Annotated in this window: 14 protein-coding genes and 1 pseudogene; 9 read left to right on the top strand and 6 right to left on the bottom strand. The window is 60.9% G+C overall.

Features of this window, described 5'->3' with window-relative positions; all coding sequences use genetic code 11:
• Positions 1-341: 341 nt before the first annotated feature.
• The gene (locus IB249_RS22155) at positions 342-1,835 is read right to left on the bottom strand and encodes a CoA-acylating methylmalonate-semialdehyde dehydrogenase (RefSeq protein WP_192307840.1); all 1,494 of its coding nucleotides are present in this window, start codon (positions 1,833-1,835) and stop codon (positions 342-344) included.
• 65 nt (positions 1,836-1,900) lie between these two features.
• The gene (locus IB249_RS22150; RefSeq protein WP_192307839.1) at positions 1,901-3,250 is read right to left on the bottom strand and encodes an aspartate aminotransferase family protein; all 1,350 of its coding nucleotides are present in this window, start codon (positions 3,248-3,250) and stop codon (positions 1,901-1,903) included.
• 138 nt (positions 3,251-3,388) lie between these two features.
• On the opposite strand from IB249_RS22150, the gene IB249_RS22145 reads away from it, so the two are divergent.
• From IB249_RS22145 to IB249_RS22135, 3 genes are all read left to right on the top strand, one after another.
• Positions 3,389-4,309, top strand: a complete 921-nt coding sequence (locus tag IB249_RS22145; protein ID WP_192307838.1) for a LysR family transcriptional regulator — start codon at positions 3,389-3,391, stop codon at positions 4,307-4,309.
• A gap of 95 nt (positions 4,310-4,404) precedes the next feature.
• Complete coding sequence (locus IB249_RS22140; RefSeq protein WP_192307837.1) at positions 4,405-5,055, top strand: TetR/AcrR family transcriptional regulator; 651 nt, start codon at positions 4,405-4,407, stop codon at positions 5,053-5,055.
• 7 nt (positions 5,056-5,062) lie between these two features.
• Positions 5,063-5,644, top strand: a complete 582-nt coding sequence (locus tag IB249_RS22135; RefSeq protein ID WP_192307836.1) for an IMPACT family protein — start codon at positions 5,063-5,065, stop codon at positions 5,642-5,644.
• 330 nt (positions 5,645-5,974) lie between these two features.
• On the opposite strand, the gene IB249_RS22130 is transcribed toward IB249_RS22135, so the two are convergent.
• On the bottom strand, positions 5,975-6,427 hold the full coding sequence (locus IB249_RS22130) for a hypothetical protein (protein WP_192307835.1): 453 nt from the start codon (positions 6,425-6,427) through the stop codon (positions 5,975-5,977).
• Positions 6,428-6,511: 84 nt separating this feature from the next.
• On the opposite strand from IB249_RS22130, the gene IB249_RS22125 reads away from it, so the two are divergent.
• From IB249_RS22125 to IB249_RS22115, 3 genes are all read left to right on the top strand, one after another.
• Entirely contained in the window at positions 6,512-6,862 is a 351-nt protein-coding gene (locus IB249_RS22125) for a MerR family transcriptional regulator (protein WP_192307834.1), read from the top strand.
• 24 nt (positions 6,863-6,886) lie between these two features.
• Complete coding sequence (locus IB249_RS22120; protein WP_192307833.1) at positions 6,887-7,573, top strand: SDR family oxidoreductase; 687 nt, start codon at positions 6,887-6,889, stop codon at positions 7,571-7,573.
• Positions 7,574-7,765: 192 nt separating this feature from the next.
• Positions 7,766-9,124, top strand: coding sequence for an 8-oxoguanine deaminase (locus IB249_RS22115; RefSeq protein WP_192307832.1), 1,359 nt, complete (start codon positions 7,766-7,768; stop codon positions 9,122-9,124).
• 72 nt (positions 9,125-9,196) lie between these two features.
• On the opposite strand, the pseudogene IB249_RS22110 reads toward IB249_RS22115, so the two are convergent.
• Positions 9,197-10,281 (bottom strand): annotated as a pseudogene (locus IB249_RS22110) (calcium:proton antiporter).
• Between the two features lie 209 nt (positions 10,282-10,490).
• Here IB249_RS22110 and IB249_RS22105 point away from each other — a divergent pair.
• On the top strand, positions 10,491-11,444 hold the full coding sequence (locus IB249_RS22105) for an adenosine deaminase (RefSeq protein ID WP_192307831.1): 954 nt from the start codon (positions 10,491-10,493) through the stop codon (positions 11,442-11,444).
• 52 nt (positions 11,445-11,496) lie between these two features.
• Here the strand turns inward: IB249_RS22105 and IB249_RS22100 are convergent, their stop codons facing one another.
• Both IB249_RS22100 and IB249_RS22095 read right to left on the bottom strand, forming a co-directional pair.
• A complete protein-coding gene (locus tag IB249_RS22100) occupies positions 11,497-12,234 on the bottom strand; it encodes an ArsR/SmtB family transcription factor (protein ID WP_192307830.1) in 738 nt (245 codons plus the stop codon).
• Between the two features lie 314 nt (positions 12,235-12,548).
• On the bottom strand, positions 12,549-13,478 hold the full coding sequence (locus IB249_RS22095; RefSeq protein WP_192307829.1) for a LysR family transcriptional regulator: 930 nt from the start codon (positions 13,476-13,478) through the stop codon (positions 12,549-12,551).
• A 120-nt stretch (positions 13,479-13,598) separates the two neighbouring features.
• Between IB249_RS22095 and IB249_RS22090 the strand changes: the two genes are divergently transcribed.
• Together IB249_RS22090 and IB249_RS22085 are read left to right on the top strand one after the other, a co-directional pair.
• Complete coding sequence (locus IB249_RS22090; protein WP_192307828.1) at positions 13,599-13,892, top strand: putative quinol monooxygenase; 294 nt, start codon at positions 13,599-13,601, stop codon at positions 13,890-13,892.
• A 32-nt stretch (positions 13,893-13,924) separates the two neighbouring features.
• A complete protein-coding gene (locus tag IB249_RS22085; RefSeq protein WP_192307827.1) occupies positions 13,925-14,938 on the top strand; it encodes a zinc-binding alcohol dehydrogenase family protein in 1,014 nt (337 codons plus the stop codon).
• The last annotated feature ends 57 nt before the right edge of the window (positions 14,939-14,995 follow it).

The raw sequence follows: 14,995 nt of genomic DNA, 5'->3' as shown, positions 1-14,995 counted from the left end.
CTCTCGTTAGCGGGAGGCGAATTCTACAGCGTTACTCGCTGCTGTCAACACCTCTTTTTCACCGCTTTCGACCGAGAAGATCGAACCGTCCATCAAGCGACTGCACACTGCCTGACCGACTCCTTCCTGGCTTCGATGACCTGAAGCAACTCGCTGCCGAAAACTGCGTAACTCTTTGTTTACCAAGGAGTTTTCCGTTTCGACTGCGCCGGAAGTGGGGCGAATTATAGACGTCCAGAATCTGCCGTCAACACCTATTTTCATATTTCTGTCACATGAGTCAAAAAAGCCCAGAAAGACGAAGGCCGAGCCCCAGGGGGCTCGGCCTTCTTCCCTTCCGCTTACAAGCTTGGGAAAGCGAATTGCGACGCTTCATGGCTCGCACGTTGCGGCCAGCGCTGGGTGATGGCCTTGCGACGGGTGTAGAAACGCACACCGTCCGGACCATAGGCATGCAGATCGCCGAACAGCGAACGCTTCCAGCCACCAAAGCTGTGGTAGGCCACCGGTACCGGCAATGGAACGTTGACGCCGACCATACCGACTTCGATCTCATCGCAGAACAACCGCGCGGCTTCCCCGTCGCGGGTAAAGATGCAAGTGCCGTTGCCATACTCGTGATCGTTGATCAGTTGCATCGCTTCTTCCAGGCTGTTGACCCGAACGACGCACAGCACCGGCCCGAAGATCTCTTCCTTATAGATGCGCATCTCTGGCGTGACGTTATCGAACAGGCAGCCACCCAGGAAAAAACCCTCCTCATGCCCGGCAACGCTCAGGCCACGACCGTCCACCACCAGCTTCGCGCCGGCCGCGACGCCGTCTTCCACATAGCCGCTGACCTTGTCGCGGGCCTGACCGGTCACCAGTGGTCCCATGTCCAGGCCGCAGGAAGTGCCGGCGCCGATTTTCAGGGCCTTGATCTGTGGCACCAACTTGGCCACCAGCGCATCCGCCACCTGGTCGCCCACACACACGGCCACCGAGATCGCCATGCAACGCTCGCCGCAAGAACCGTACGCCGCGCCCATCAGTGCGTTGACGGCGTTATCCAGATCCGCATCCGGCATCAGCACCGCATGGTTCTTCGCTCCGCCCAACGCCTGGACACGTTTGCCGCGCTTGGTGCCTTCGGCATAAATGTACTCGGCAATCGGGGTCGAACCGACGAAGCTCAGCGCCTTGACTTCCGGTGCTTCGATCAGCGCATCCACAGCCGCCTTGTCGCCATGCACCACGTTCAGTACGCCTTTGGGCAGACCCGCTTCCAGCAACAGCTGGGCGATCAGCAGCGTCGAGCTCGGATCACGCTCGGAGGGTTTGAGGATGAAGCAGTTGCCGCAGACGATTGCCAGCGGGTACATCCACAACGGGACCATCGCCGGGAAGTTGAACGGCGTAATACCGGCCACCACGCCCAACGGTTGGAAATCCGACCAGGCATCGATATTCGGGCCGACGTTACGGCTGTATTCGCCCTTGAGAATTTCCGGCGCCGCGCAGGCGAACTCGACGTTCTCGATACCGCGCTTCAGTTCACCTGCCGCGTCTTCCAGGGTCTTGCCGTGTTCTTCGCTGATCAGTTGGGCGATACGCGCTTCATTCTGTTCCAGCAGTTGCTTGAAGCGGAACATCACCTGTGCACGCTTGGCCGCCGGCGTGTTACGCCAGGCCGGGAACGCTGCCTTGGCCGAATCGATGGCTTTCTGAATGGTTTCGCGGCTGGCCAGTGGCAGCTTGTGGATCGCCTGACCGGTGGACGGGTTGTACACGTCGGTCGCGCGACCGTCTTCGGTGACCAGTTCGCCATTGATCAAATGCGGAATAACGCTCATGCGGGGCTCCTGAAAAGTTGTCCACAGGCGCCCCGTCGAAGGACGCCTCTATATAGAAGGGAAAATCAGTCGATTTTGTTCAGCACTTCACCGACCGCGTCGAACAGGCGATCGAGGTCTTGTGGCTTGCTGTTGAAGGTTGGGCCGAACTGCAGGGTGTCGCCGCCGAAGCGCACGTAGAACCCGGCTTTCCACAGCGCCATGCCCGCTTCGAATGGGCGCACGATGGCGTCGCCATCACGCGGTGCAATCTGGATAGCGCCGGCCAGGCCAAAGTTGCGAATGTCGATGATGTTCTTCGCGCCCTTCACGCCGTGCAGCGCCTTTTCGAAATGCGGCGCGACGTCGGCCACGCTCTGCACCAGGTTTTCCTTTTGCAGCAGGTCGAGGGCTGCCAGGCCAGCGGCACACGCCACCGGATGCGCCGAGTAGGTGTAGCCGTGCGGGAACTCCACCGCATACTCCGGCGTCGCCTGGTTCATGAAGGTCTGGTAGATCTCGGAGCTGGCAATCACCGCACCCATCGGGATCGCGCCATTGGTGACCTGCTTGGCGATGCACATCAGGTCTGGGGTCACACCAAAGGTGGTGGCGCCGAACATGGTGCCGGTACGGCCGAAGCCGGTGATCACTTCGTCGAACACCAGCAGGATGTTGTGTTGATCGCAGATTTCGCGCAGACGCTTGAGGTAGCCTTCAGGCGGAACCAGCACGCCAGCGGAACCGGCCATTGGCTCGACGAATACTGCGGCGATGTTCGACGCGTCATGCAATTCGATCAGTTTGAGCAACTCGTCCGCCAGAGCGATACCGCCCTCTTTCGGCATGCCACGGGAATAGGCATTGCTCGCCAGCAAGGTGTGCGGCAGGTGATCGACATCCATCATCGCCTGACCGAAGAGCTTGCGGTTGCCGTTCACCCCACCCAGGCTGGTGCCGGCGATGTTCACACCGTGATAGCCACGGGCACGACCGATCATTTTGGTCTTGGTCGACTGGCCTTTCAGGCGCCAGTAGGCACGGACCATTTTCACTGCGGTATCGGCGCACTCGGAACCCGAGTCAGTGAAGAACACGTGATTGAGGTTGCCCGGGGTCAGGTCGGTGATTTTCTCGGCCAGCTGGAACGACAGCGGATGACCGTACTGGAAGCCCGGCGAGTAATCGAGGGTACCCAATTGCTTGGCCACCGCCTCCTGGATTTCCTTGCGGGTGTGCCCGGCACCGCAGGTCCACAGACCGGACAGCGAATCGTAAACCTGGCGCCCCTTGTCGTCCGTCAGCCAGCTGCCTTCAGCCGCCACGATCAGCCGCGGGTCGCGCTGGAAATTGCGGTTGGCGGTGTAGGGCATCCAGTGAGCATCGAGCTTGAGCTGGCTGGCCAGGGAAGTCGGTGCGTTTTCGGGCAAGTTCATGGGCAAAACCTCGCAGGGCGATAAGCGGCGTGGAGATGAAAGCGTTCTTGCAGCTAACTTGCCACGGGGATAAAGTCGATGAAATCCAACTTTTATAATGTTCAGTCAGCCATCCACTAAACTTTGAGCAATCAGCACATGAGCAGTCGTCGCCCCGATCCGCTGGCCCAAGTCAGCGACTTTGATATCCGTCTGCTGCGGATTTTTCGCAGCGTGGTGGAATGCGGCGGTTTTTCCGCGGCGGAATCGGTGCTGGGCATCGGACGCTCGGCAATCAGCCAGCAAATGAGCGATCTGGAACAGCGCCTTGGCCTGCGCCTGTGCCAGCGCGGTCGAGCCGGATTCTCCCTGACCGAGGAAGGTCGCGAGGTCTACCAGTCGGCCTTGCAGCTATTGAGTGCCCTGGAGAGTTTTCGCACCGAAGTCAACGGCCTGCATCAGCACCTGCGCGGCGAATTGATCATTGGCCTGACCGACAACCTCGTGACCCTTCCCCACATGCGCATCACCCATGCCTTGGCGCAATTGAAGGAACGCGGGCCGGACGTGCAGATCCAGATTCGCATGATCGCGCCCAACGAAGTCGAACAAGGTGTGCTCGACGGGCGCCTGCATGTCGGCGTGGTGCCCCAGGCCAGCGCGCTGTCGGGTCTTGAGTATCAACCGCTCTACAGTGAACGTTCGCTGCTGTATTGCGCGGTGGGTCACCCGTTGTTCTACGTCGATGATCGACAACTGGACGATGAACGCCTCAACAGCCAGGACGCTATCGCCCCGACGTTCCGTTTGCCGGCGGACATTCAGGCGCATTACCAGGCCCTTAACTGCACCGCCAGCGCTTCCGACCGCGAAGGCATGGCCTTTCTGATCCTGACCGGGCGCTACATCGGCTACCTTCCGGATCACTACGCCAGTCTCTGGGTTCAACAAGGTCGCTTGCGTGCGCTGAAACCCAAGGCGCGCTTCTACGACCTGAGCCTGGCGTCCGTCACCCGCAAGGGCCGCCGTGCACATCTGGTGCTGGAGAGCTTTTTGGAAAGCCTGGCCGCGACGCGCTAGCTTGGCGAGGTTTTATTGCCTCGGGACTTGTCGTAGCCCCTGCGGGTGCGCTATCAACACAATGCTTGCACCCACCCCTCTGTCTGGAAGTGCCTATGACCTTTGAAGTTCCCGCTCACGGCGGCAAACCTGCCAGCCGCATTCGTCAGAAGAACGAAGAGACCATCATCAAAGCCGCCGAAGACGAGTTCGCCCGCCACGGGTTCAAGGGCACGAGCATGAACACCATTGCCCTGAACGCCGGTTTGCCCAAGGCCAATCTGCATTACTACTTCACCAACAAGCTGGGGTTGTATGTGGCGGTGCTGAGCAACATCCTGCAGCTGTGGGACAGCACCTTCAACAGCCTCACCGCCGAGGACGATCCGGCCGAAGCGCTGACCCGCTACATCCGCGCCAAAATGGAATTCTCCCGCCGCCAGCCACAAGCCTCGCGCATCTTCGCCATGGAAGTCATCAGCGGCGGCGAATGCTTGACCGAATATTTCAACCAGGATTACCGCGACTGGTTCCAGGGCCGGGCGGCAGTGTTCCAGGCGTGGATCGATGCCGGCAAGATGGACCCGGTCGACCCGGTCAACCTGATCTTCCTGTTGTGGGGCAGCACCCAGCATTATGCGGATTTCGCCACGCAGATCTGCCGGGTCAGTGGTCGCGCCAAGTTGACCAAACAGGACATGGAAGAAGCTGGCGACAACCTGATCCGCATCATTCTCAAGGGCTGCGGCCTGACTCCGACCATTTAAGACACTTATGCCCTTTACTCTCAGCGACTTTTGCGAATACCGCGAAGAGATTCGCAAAAGCCGCTTCATTACCCTCGCCGCCCCGGTGGGCAGCCCCGCCGAAGCCCAGGCGTTCATCGACCAGCACAGCGACCTGAATGCCACGCACAACTGCTGGGCCTGGAAGCTGGGCGATCAATATCGCAGCACCGATGACGGTGAACCGGGCGGTACCGCCGGTCGACCGATTCTGGCGGCGATCGAGGCACAGGATTGCGACCAGGTCGTGGTGCTGGTGATCCGCTGGTACGGCGGCATTCAGCTCGGCACCGGCGGCCTCGCCCGGGCTTACGGGGGCGGTGCCAACAAATGCCTGCAAGCGGCACCGAAGATCGAGTTGATCAGCCGCGTCCTCGTGAGTTGCGCCTGCGGATTCGCAGAGTTGACGCTGGTGAAACTTCGGGTAGCGGATCTGGGCGGCCTGGTGACGGGGGAAACCTTCACCGCCAATGGGGTCGAGTTACAACTGGCGATAGGCGAAGCGCAGATCGACACATTGCAAAAACAGCTCGCGGACCTGAGTCGCGGGCGCATCCTGTTGCATCGCTGACGCCCCGTGAATGACCTGGAACATTGCCCACATCTACTGTGCACCTGACTGTGGATAACCTGAGCACATACCGCTGTAACCCTTCTGTCATGCGGCTTTGCGGGCATTGTTCATTTTTCGTTCAATCTTCCTCCCATGGGCTGAAAATGGCCTTGAAACAATCAGTTAGGGCGTTTTATCACCTTTAGAAGAAAGCAGATCGGTACTTATGCCCTGGTTTCAAGCTTGCGCACAAATACTGTGGAGCAACCTGTGGATAACCCGTTCATGGCTGGCGCGGTTCTTTACCCGGCATGGGTTGCACGGGGTTGATCGTTTTTTGATCAGGCTTTACGGCTGGCTGCCAGAACGCATTGCGAGCAGGCTCGCTCCCACGGCAGCGGGCTTCAGCGCTCGGACCGGCAACACTTGAGCCACGCCCCAGGCCAATTCGAACACCAGGATAACCACCAGCAACGAACTGGCCCCGTGCAGCAAGGCATACAATTGCCAAGACGCGAACAGAAACCGGCCGACCGCGTCATATCGCCCAAACACCACCTGCGGATCACGAATCCGCAGCACCGCCCACACGCACACGATCGACCCCAGCAGATTGGCCATCAGCATGTGCAACGGCGCGAACACTGGCAATTCGCCGGGCAACGCATAGGCCTGGCTCACATTCGACAAAATGCCCTGTAAGGCGGCAAAGCTCCACGGCGTGACAAACGCTGCCGTCACGATCAAGTCATACCAGGCGCTTGCACGCACCAGGCGGCGATACTGCGTTGAAGTCCACATCCTTATTGCTCCATCGATTCAAGGAGCAACCAGGCTAAAGCCTGGAGTATGCTCCAGGGTCAAGCCCCCTTTCGAGAGGTCAGGATGCGCATCGGTGAATTAGCCCAGGCCAGCGCGGTCAGCCGTGACACGCTGCGTTTCTACGAGCAACGCGGTTTGATCGTCGCGCAACGCAGCGCCAACGGCTATCGCGATTACCCGGCGGAAATGCTCCAACTGGTGCTGTACATCAAGACCGCTCAACGCCTGGGGTTTACCCTTGGCGAGATCGGCCAGAGCGTCGCCGCGTTGTGGCAGTCGCCCGACCCGGACAGTGCCGTCACGCAGTTGCTGCAAGACAAACTGAAACTGATTGAAAACCGAATGGACGAACTCGGCGCCTTGCGCAGCGAGTTGCAACGTCGGCTCGGCCGGCGTTGTCCATTGAATCCATGAACGTCACTTTTCAAGGAACCCTGTATGTCCAAGGTTAAAACCGCACTCATCATCGGCGCCTCTCGCGGCCTCGGCCTGGGCCTGGTGAAAACCCTGCTGGCCGATGGTTGGCAAGTCACCGCCACCGTGCGTAACCCGCAGAAAGCCGACGCCTTGCAGGCGTTGGGCAAGGTACGGATTGAAAAACTCGACATGGATGATCAACAGGCGGTCATCGCCTTGAGCCAACAACTCAAGGGCGACGTGTTTGACCTGCTGTTCGTCAATGCCGGGGTCAAGGGGCCTGACGTGCAGACGCCGGGCGGCGCGACGCTGGCAGAGGTGGGCCAGTTGTTTTTCACCAACGCCGTGGCGCCGATCAACCTGGCGCAGCGCTTCGTCGGGCAGATTCGCCCCGAGACCGGTGTCCTGGCCTTCATGAGCTCGGTCCTCGGCAGCGTGACCATGCCCGATGCGCCGGAACTGGCGCTGTACAAGGCGAGCAAGGCGGCCCTGAACTCCATGACCAACAGCTTCGTCACGCAACTGGGCGAGCAGAAACTCACGGTGCTGTCATTGCACCCCGGTTGGGTGAAAACCGACATGGGCGGTGAAGGCGCCGATCTGGATGTTGAAACCAGCACCCGTGGGCTGGTGGATCAAGTGAACGCCTACACCGGCAAGGGCGGGCATCACTTCGTGAACTACAAGGGCGAAACCATTCCCTGGTAAACGAAGAAACTCCCCGTGGGGGCGAGCCTGCTCGCTCCCACGGGATTTGCGAATGCTTTGTCGGAGCGGGCTTGCCCACTCAGGGGTTTTGTTCGACACTGCGCACCTCGCCCCCGCGGCGTCCCTGGATCAGCAGACAGGGTAATCACTGAGCTGGCTAACCTGAACCCACTTTCAGAGGAGCCGGCCAACATGCCTGCGACCCGTACCTGGTTAAAAAATCCCCTCGCGATCTTCACTGCCAATGGCCTGGATGCCCGTGGCGGGCTGGTCGTGCAAGACGGTGTCATCGTCGAAATGCTCGCCAGCGGCCAGTCACCCTCCGCGCCCTGCGAACAGGTATTCGATGCCCGCGAACATGTGATCCTCCCCGGCTTGATCAACACCCATCACCACTTCTATCAAACCCTGACCCGCGCCTGGGCGCCGGTGGTCAATCAGCCGCTGTTCCCGTGGCTGAAAACCCTGTACCCGGTGTGGGCGCGGCTCACCCCTGAAAAACTCGCCCTCGCCAGCAAAGTCGCGCTGACCGAACTGCTGTTGTCCGGTTGCACCACCGCCGCCGATCACCACTACCTGTTTCCGCAAGGCCTGGAAAATGCCATCGACGTGCAGGTCGAGAGCGTCCGTGAACTGGGCATGCGCGCCATGCTGACGCGCGGTTCCATGAGCCTGGGGGAAAAGGACGGCGGCCTGCCGCCACAGCAGACCGTGCAGGAAGGCGAGGTGATTCTCGACGACAGTCGACGGCTGATTGCCGAGTACCATGAACGCGGCGACGGGGCGCAAATCCAGATTGCCCTGGCGCCCTGCTCGCCGTTCTCGGTGACGCCGCAAATCATGTCCGCCAGTGCCGAACTGGCGAACAGCCTCGACGTGCGCCTGCACACTCACCTGGCGGAAACCCTCGACGAAGAAGACTTCTGCCTGCAGCGCTTCGGCCTGCGCACCGTGGATTACCTGGACAGCGTCGGCTGGCTCGGGCCGCGTACCTGGCTGGCCCATGGCATCCATTTCAATCCGGACGAAATCGCCCGCCTCGGCGCGGCCGGCACCGGCATCTGTCATTGCCCGAGCTCGAACATGCGCCTGGCGTCCGGGATCTGCCCGACGCTGGAGCTGACAGCCGCAGGCGCGCCGCTGGGGCTGGGGGTGGACGGTTCGGCGTCCAACGATGCATCGAACATGATGCTGGAAGCCCGCCAGGCGCTCTACATTCAGCGCCTGCGGTATGGCGCGCAAAAAATCACGCCCGAGTTGGTCCTGGGGTGGGCGACCAAAGGTTCGGCAAGCCTGCTGGGGCGTAATGACATTGGTGAGCTCGCGGTGGGCAAACAGGCGGACTTGGCGCTGTTCAAGCTCGATGAGCTGCGGTTCTCCGGCAGCCATGACCCACTGTCGGCGTTGCTGCTGTGCGGCGCCGATCGCGCGGACCGGGTGATGATTGGCGGGAAGTGGCGGGTGATCGACGGCCAGGTCGAGGGGCTGGACCTCAAAGGATTGATCGCCGATCACCGGCAGGCAGCGCGGCAATTGATTGCAGGCTCCTGATACCCCGCACAAGCGGTGGGAGCGAGCCTGATTTTTCGCGAGCAGGCTTGCTCCCACGTCGGTTGGTGACGGTCACAGGCCGATGATCGACAACATGATGAACGTGGCGAACAGGACGAAATGGGTCATGCCTTCGATGGCATTGGTTTCGCGTTGAGGTTGATTGCGCTGACGATCAGGGTCAGGAAAATCATCACGGTCTGCACCGGGGTCATCGCCATCTGGAACGGCTGGCCGGTATAGAGCGCCATCGCTTCCATCACCGGCACCGTCAGGATCACCGTCGACAACGAAGCCCCCATGGCGATGTTGACCACCGACTGCATGCGGTTGGCCAGCGCCGCGCGCAACGCGGTCAGAATCTCTGGCGCAGCGGAAATCGCCGCCACCAGAATCGCAGTGATGACCGGCGGTGCGCCCGTGCCCTCCAGGCCCAGGTCGAGGGTTTTGGACATGACCTCGGCCAATGCCCCGATCACCACTACGCCAAACACCAGCGTGCCGATACTCAACCCGAGATTGATCGGCTCCGGCGTTTCTTCGGGCACTTGCCTGCGGCGTTTTTCCGGGTAGCTATAGCTGAAAAAATAGCTGTGCGGCCCGACCTGCATGCGCAGGAACAAGGTGTAGAGCACGACCATCGCACCGATGGTGAACGCCGAATAGATTTTCCACTTGGCCTCGGGGATGAACTCCGGCACCACCATGGACACCCCCATGGCGGTGAGGATCATCACGCTGTAGCTGCGCGCCGAGTCATCGTTGTAGGACTGCTCACCATGCTTGATTCCGCCCATCAACGCGGCGAGGCCGAGGATGCCGTTGATGTCGAGCATCACGGCGGAGTAAATGGTGTCGCGCACCAATGTCGGTGACGCTTCGTTGCTCATCATGATCGCCAGAATCACCACTTCGACCAACACCGCCGCCAGCGTCAGGATCATCGTGCCGTAGGGATCGCCGACTTTTTCCGCGAGCAATTCGGCGTGATGGGCAACGCGCATGGAGGCGGCGACGATGAATGCGATCAGGATCAGGCCGGCCAGCAGCGCGATCGCCTGACCGCTGTGCAGCATCCAGTGCTCCAGTGGATAGGCGACGAATGCAGCGACCAGGGCCAATAGCAGGAATCGTTCTTGCTTGAGAAATGTGAGCATGCCGGGCCTTTGTGCCAAGTGGAGCGAAATCGCTGCGATGAGCTACTGACTGCGCCGTCGCGCTAACGTTTCGTTACACCTTAGCCCACGAACGCCTGTGCATTTTCGTGCGGCCCCGATGGCATGAATGAACCGCCCGGTCAGGTTTTATCAATTATTGACGCCAGCATCTGTAGAATGCCGCCATTGCACCTGATGAGATTTCAACTATGTACGATTGGCTCAACGCCCTGCCCAAGGCAGAACTGCACCTGCACCTCGAGGGTTCGCTGGAGCCCGAGCTGCTGTTCGCCCTGGCCGAACGCAACAGGATTGCCCTGCCGTGGAGCGATGTCGAAACCCTGCGCAAGGCCTACGCCTTCAATAACCTGCAGGAGTTCCTCGACCTGTACTACCAGGGCGCCGACGTCCTGCGCACCTCGCAGGACTTCTACGACCTGACCTGGGCTTACCTGCTGCGGTGCAAGGCGCAGAACGTGGTTCACACCGAACCGTTCTTCGACCCGCAGACCCACACCGACCGTGGCATTGCCTTTGAAGTGGTGCTCAATGGCATCGCCGCCGCGTTGAAGGATGGCGAGCAACAACTGGGCATCACCAGTGGTTTGATCCTGAGTTTCCTGCGCCATCTGAGTGAAGACGAAGCCCAGAAAACCCTGGATCAGGCGCTGCCGTTCCGCGATGCGTTTGTCGCCGTCGGCCTCGACAGCTCGGAAATGGGCCACCCACCGAGCAAGTTCCAGCGCGTGTTCGACCGTGCCCGCCACGAAGGTTTCCTGACCGTCGCCCATGCCGGTGAAGAAGGCCCGCCGGAGTACATCTGGGAAGCCATCGACCTGCTGAAAATCCAGCGTATCGACCATGGCGTGCGCGCCATCGAAGACGAGCGCCTGATGCAGCGGATCATCGACGAGCAAATCCCGTTGACCGTGTGCCCATTGTCCAACACCAAGCTTTGCGTGTTCGATCACATGTCCCAGCACAACATCCTCGACATGCTCGAGCGTGGCGTGAAGGTCACCGTGAACTCGGATGACCCGGCGTACTTCGGCGGTTACGTGACCGAGAACTTCCACGCGCTGTATACCGATCTGGGCATGACCCAGGACCAGGCCAAACGCCTGGCGCAAAACAGCCTGGACGCCCGGTTGGTCAAACCCTAAGCCGGTGTGGGAGCGAGCGAGTCGAGTCTTCGCCGCCGCTCCCGCCTTGCGCCTACAACGCCATTTCCAGTTCGGTTTCCTTGGCAAAGCGGTGGATTTCACGCTGCCCTGCCGAGGTGATGTGCAAGGCGCGGGAATCGTTTGGCAGGCTCAGCCACCCGGACTGCATGAACAGTTGCAACAGCGCCGCCCCCAGAGAACCGCCCATGTGCGGACGTCTTTCGCTCCAGTCGGGACAGGCACAGGCCGCCTTGCTGGTGCTGTACGCCAATGCCTGGACGAACACCCCGCGATTGGCCAGTTGCGTCGCGCCCTTGTGGGTGATCGACACCCGATGATCGAACTGCTCGATCCAGCCTGCGTCCAGCAGGCGCTGGTAGAGATCGGCGGCCAGCGTGCCGCCCAGATGATCGTCACAGAGCCGGGCGCGCAATAATGACGAAGGTGCCGCCTGGCGTATCGGGATAGGGGTCGTGTTGCGCTTGAACACGTCGGGAATGTCCCGAGGGGTACTGGCAATCGTTGCACTGGCCAGCGCTTCGATCGCAGCGCCGATTTCGGGCGCGGCCAGGCGGAAGAACCGCTTGCGGCCACGGGTTTCGACTTTCAACAGACCTCCGGCGGACAAACGCCCCAGGTGCGCACTGGCCGAGGACGGCGACAGGCGGGCCAGCAATGCCAGCTCTTCGGTCTGTCGCGCCGCGCCGTCCATCAAGGCCCACATCATTGCGCTGCGCTTTGGGTCAGACAGCAACGTGGCAATCTGGCTGATGCAAGGTGCATGTTCCATGTATTCACTCCCTGTTGAATCGTTTCGTCTACTGCTCAGAGATATCTTGACCAGTAATGTGTCGTCGGCCAAGACGTGGAAACCGCCATAAACCGGGCAGAGCCATCCACTCACCCAAGCCACGGCTTCGCAGACCTTGCAAAGACCGGTGATTGACCGCAGAGCCGGGCGGCTCGGACGCGGACTCGCCATGGCAAGCTCGACGCTGCGCACATGAGGCGGCGCTAGTATAAGCGCGTTGATCGCCGGTTCCTGCCCCCCGGAAACCATTGGTGGTGATTGATCCTGAGAGAAATTTCGCTATTTTCCGGCGACTAATGATCAGCCCCCGCCAACCCGGGAAATTGACCGCCCAGACGAGTACATCGGCTGGCAAGCATTTCCCGCAGAAGGTTCACCGGCTTACTCAATTGTGCGCGATGGGCGCACAGCAGATTCAGCGGTGCACGCTCACAGAGCAGCTCCGGCATCAGCACTTTCAAGCGACCGGCCAGCACATCGGCGGCCACGTCGAGCCATGACTTGTAGGCGATCCCCGCGCCCGACAGCGCCCACAAGCGCACCACATCGGCATCGTCGCTGAAGCGGTCACCGCTGACCGTCAGGCTGACTTCGCGCTTGCCGTCGTGGAAACTCCAGTGGTCATGAACCCGACTGCCGAGCATGTACAGCAGGCAATTGTGCTGCGCCAGTTGCTCGAGTTGGCGCGGCTCGCCATGCCGGGCCAGGTAACTCGGCGCGGCACACAACACACGTCGGTTCTGCGGGGCGATGGGCAACGCCACCAGGCTCGAATCTTCCGGCTCGCCGTAACGCAGGGCAATGTCCACAGGTTGGCGAAACAGGTCGGCGATACGATCGCCCAACAGCAAACGCACGGTCAGTTTCGGGTGCTCGCGCTGAAACTCGTCCAGCCAGGGCAGCAGCAGGTTGCGCCCGAAATCCGACGGTGCCGACAACTGCAGCACCCCGCTGACCTGATCCTGGCCACGGGCCAACAAGCGGCGGCCTTCGTCCAGGTTGCCCAGCGCGGCCCGGGCATACTCGAGGAACCCTTCGCCCTCGGCGGTCAGGCGCAGGCTGCGTGTGGATCGAGCCAGCAACCGGGCGCCAAGTTGCTGCTCGATGCGCTTCAACGCGGCACTGGCCACCGCCGCCGACATGTCCATGCCCCGGGCGGCCGCCGACAGGCTTCCCAGGTCCGCCGCCCGGACAAACAGCTGCAGGTCATCGAAACGCAACATGGCTCAAGCCCCAATTATCAAAAATATATTGAAAGAGACTGCTCTTTTAGCGGGTTTTATCTTGCAGAGAAATAGCCAATCATCTGCCCCATCGCAATCAACCTGCTCACGGAGCCGAACATGTCGCAGCCTTTCACCGCCATTGCCACGCTGATTGCCAAAGCTGGCCAGCAGGACGCACTTGAGCAGCACTTGCGCACCCTGCTGGAACCGACCCGCGCCGAAGCCGGCTGTGGTCAATACGATTTGCACCAGGACCTGGCCAACCCGCTGGCTTTCTACATGATTGAACAATGGAGCAGCGACGAAGCGCTGCAGGCCCATGATGCCAGCGCCCACATCCAGCATTTTCGTGCCTCGGCCGGCGAGCTGATCGAACACTTCGACCTCAAGCGCCTGCGCGCCCTGGTTTGACCCTTCTTTTTACTACTGCTCAGGAATCCCTCATGAAAGCCATCGCCTACTACGCCTCGTTGCCGATCAGCGACGAAAAATCCCTGCAGGACATCGAATTGCCAGAACCGGTCGCCGGCCCGCGCGATCTGCTGGTGGAAGTCAAAGCCATCTCGGTCAATCCCGTGGACACCAAGGTCCGCCAGAACGTCCAGCCTGAAGGTGGTGCGCCCAAAGTGCTGGGCTGGGACGTCGCCGGTGTGGTCAAGGCGGTCGGCAGCGAAGTGACGTTGTTCAAGGCCGGCGACAAGGTGTTCTACGCCGGCTCGATCGCCCGTGCTGGCGGCAACAGCGAATTGCACGTGGTGGACGAGCGCATCGTCGGCCACATGCCGAAGACCCTGGGTTTCGCCGAAGCCGCCGCCCTGCCGCTGACCGCCATCACTGCGTGGGAATTGCTCTTCGAACGCCTGCAAGTGCGCGAAGGCAAAACCGATGAAGGCCAGAGCCTGCTGATCGTTGGCGCGGCCGGCGGGGTGGGTTCGATCCTGACGCAGTTGGCCAGCCAACTGACCGGCCTTACGGTGATCGGCACCGCTTCGCGACCGCAAACCCAGAGCTGGGTCCGTGAACTGGGTGCCGACCTGGTGATCGATCACAGCCAGCCGTTGAGCGAAGCCCTGAAAAACGCAGGCGTTGCGAATGTCACCCACGTCGCCAGCCTGACCCAGACCGATCATCACCTGGACCAGTTGGTCGAAGCCCTGGCGCCGCAAGGCCAGCTCGCGCTGATCGATGACCCGAAGGCCCTGGACGTGACCAAGCTCAAGCGCAAGAGCCTGTCGCTGCACTGGGAGTTCATGTACACCCGCTCGCTGTTCGAAACCCCGGACATGATCGAGCAACACAAACTGCTCAACCGGGTCGCCGGGCTGATCGACGCCGGGACCTTGAAAACCACGGTCGGCGAGCACTTCGGGAGCATCAATGCGGCCAACCTGCGACGCGCCCACGCGCTGCTGGAAAGCGGAACATCCAAGGGCAAGATCGTGCTCGAAGGCTTCTGAAACAGGTTGAAACACGCGTCGCCCGCCAGGGCGACGCCGTCAGTCCGAAGGTTGATC

The organism is Pseudomonas sp. PDM04, from assembly GCF_014851765.1.
Lineage (GTDB): Bacteria > Pseudomonadota > Gammaproteobacteria > Pseudomonadales > Pseudomonadaceae > Aquipseudomonas.
This window is presented reverse-complemented; position numbering and strand designations above follow the sequence as displayed.

Excerpts from the sequence above, each read along its gene's own strand:
- IB249_RS22155 (WP_192307840.1), bottom strand. The coding sequence starts at position 1,835 with ATGAGCGTTATTCCGCATTTGATCAATGGCGAACTGGTCACCGAAGAC.
- IB249_RS22150 (WP_192307839.1), bottom strand. The coding sequence starts at position 3,250 with ATGAACTTGCCCGAAAACGCACCGACTTCCCTGGCCAGCCAGCTCAAG.
- IB249_RS22145 (WP_192307838.1), top strand. The coding sequence starts at position 3,389 with ATGAGCAGTCGTCGCCCCGATCCGCTGGCCCAAGTCAGCGACTTTGAT.
- IB249_RS22140 (WP_192307837.1), top strand. The coding sequence starts at position 4,405 with ATGACCTTTGAAGTTCCCGCTCACGGCGGCAAACCTGCCAGCCGCATT.
- IB249_RS22135 (WP_192307836.1), top strand. The coding sequence starts at position 5,063 with ATGCCCTTTACTCTCAGCGACTTTTGCGAATACCGCGAAGAGATTCGC.
- IB249_RS22130 (WP_192307835.1), bottom strand. The coding sequence starts at position 6,427 with ATGTGGACTTCAACGCAGTATCGCCGCCTGGTGCGTGCAAGCGCCTGG.
- IB249_RS22125 (WP_192307834.1), top strand. The coding sequence starts at position 6,512 with ATGCGCATCGGTGAATTAGCCCAGGCCAGCGCGGTCAGCCGTGACACG.
- IB249_RS22120 (WP_192307833.1), top strand. The coding sequence starts at position 6,887 with ATGTCCAAGGTTAAAACCGCACTCATCATCGGCGCCTCTCGCGGCCTC.
- IB249_RS22115 (WP_192307832.1), top strand. The coding sequence starts at position 7,766 with ATGCCTGCGACCCGTACCTGGTTAAAAAATCCCCTCGCGATCTTCACT.
- IB249_RS22105 (WP_192307831.1), top strand. The coding sequence starts at position 10,491 with ATGTACGATTGGCTCAACGCCCTGCCCAAGGCAGAACTGCACCTGCAC.
- IB249_RS22100 (WP_192307830.1), bottom strand. The coding sequence starts at position 12,234 with ATGGAACATGCACCTTGCATCAGCCAGATTGCCACGTTGCTGTCTGAC.
- IB249_RS22095 (WP_192307829.1), bottom strand. The coding sequence starts at position 13,478 with ATGTTGCGTTTCGATGACCTGCAGCTGTTTGTCCGGGCGGCGGACCTG.
- IB249_RS22090 (WP_192307828.1), top strand. The coding sequence starts at position 13,599 with ATGTCGCAGCCTTTCACCGCCATTGCCACGCTGATTGCCAAAGCTGGC.
- IB249_RS22085 (WP_192307827.1), top strand. The coding sequence starts at position 13,925 with ATGAAAGCCATCGCCTACTACGCCTCGTTGCCGATCAGCGACGAAAAA.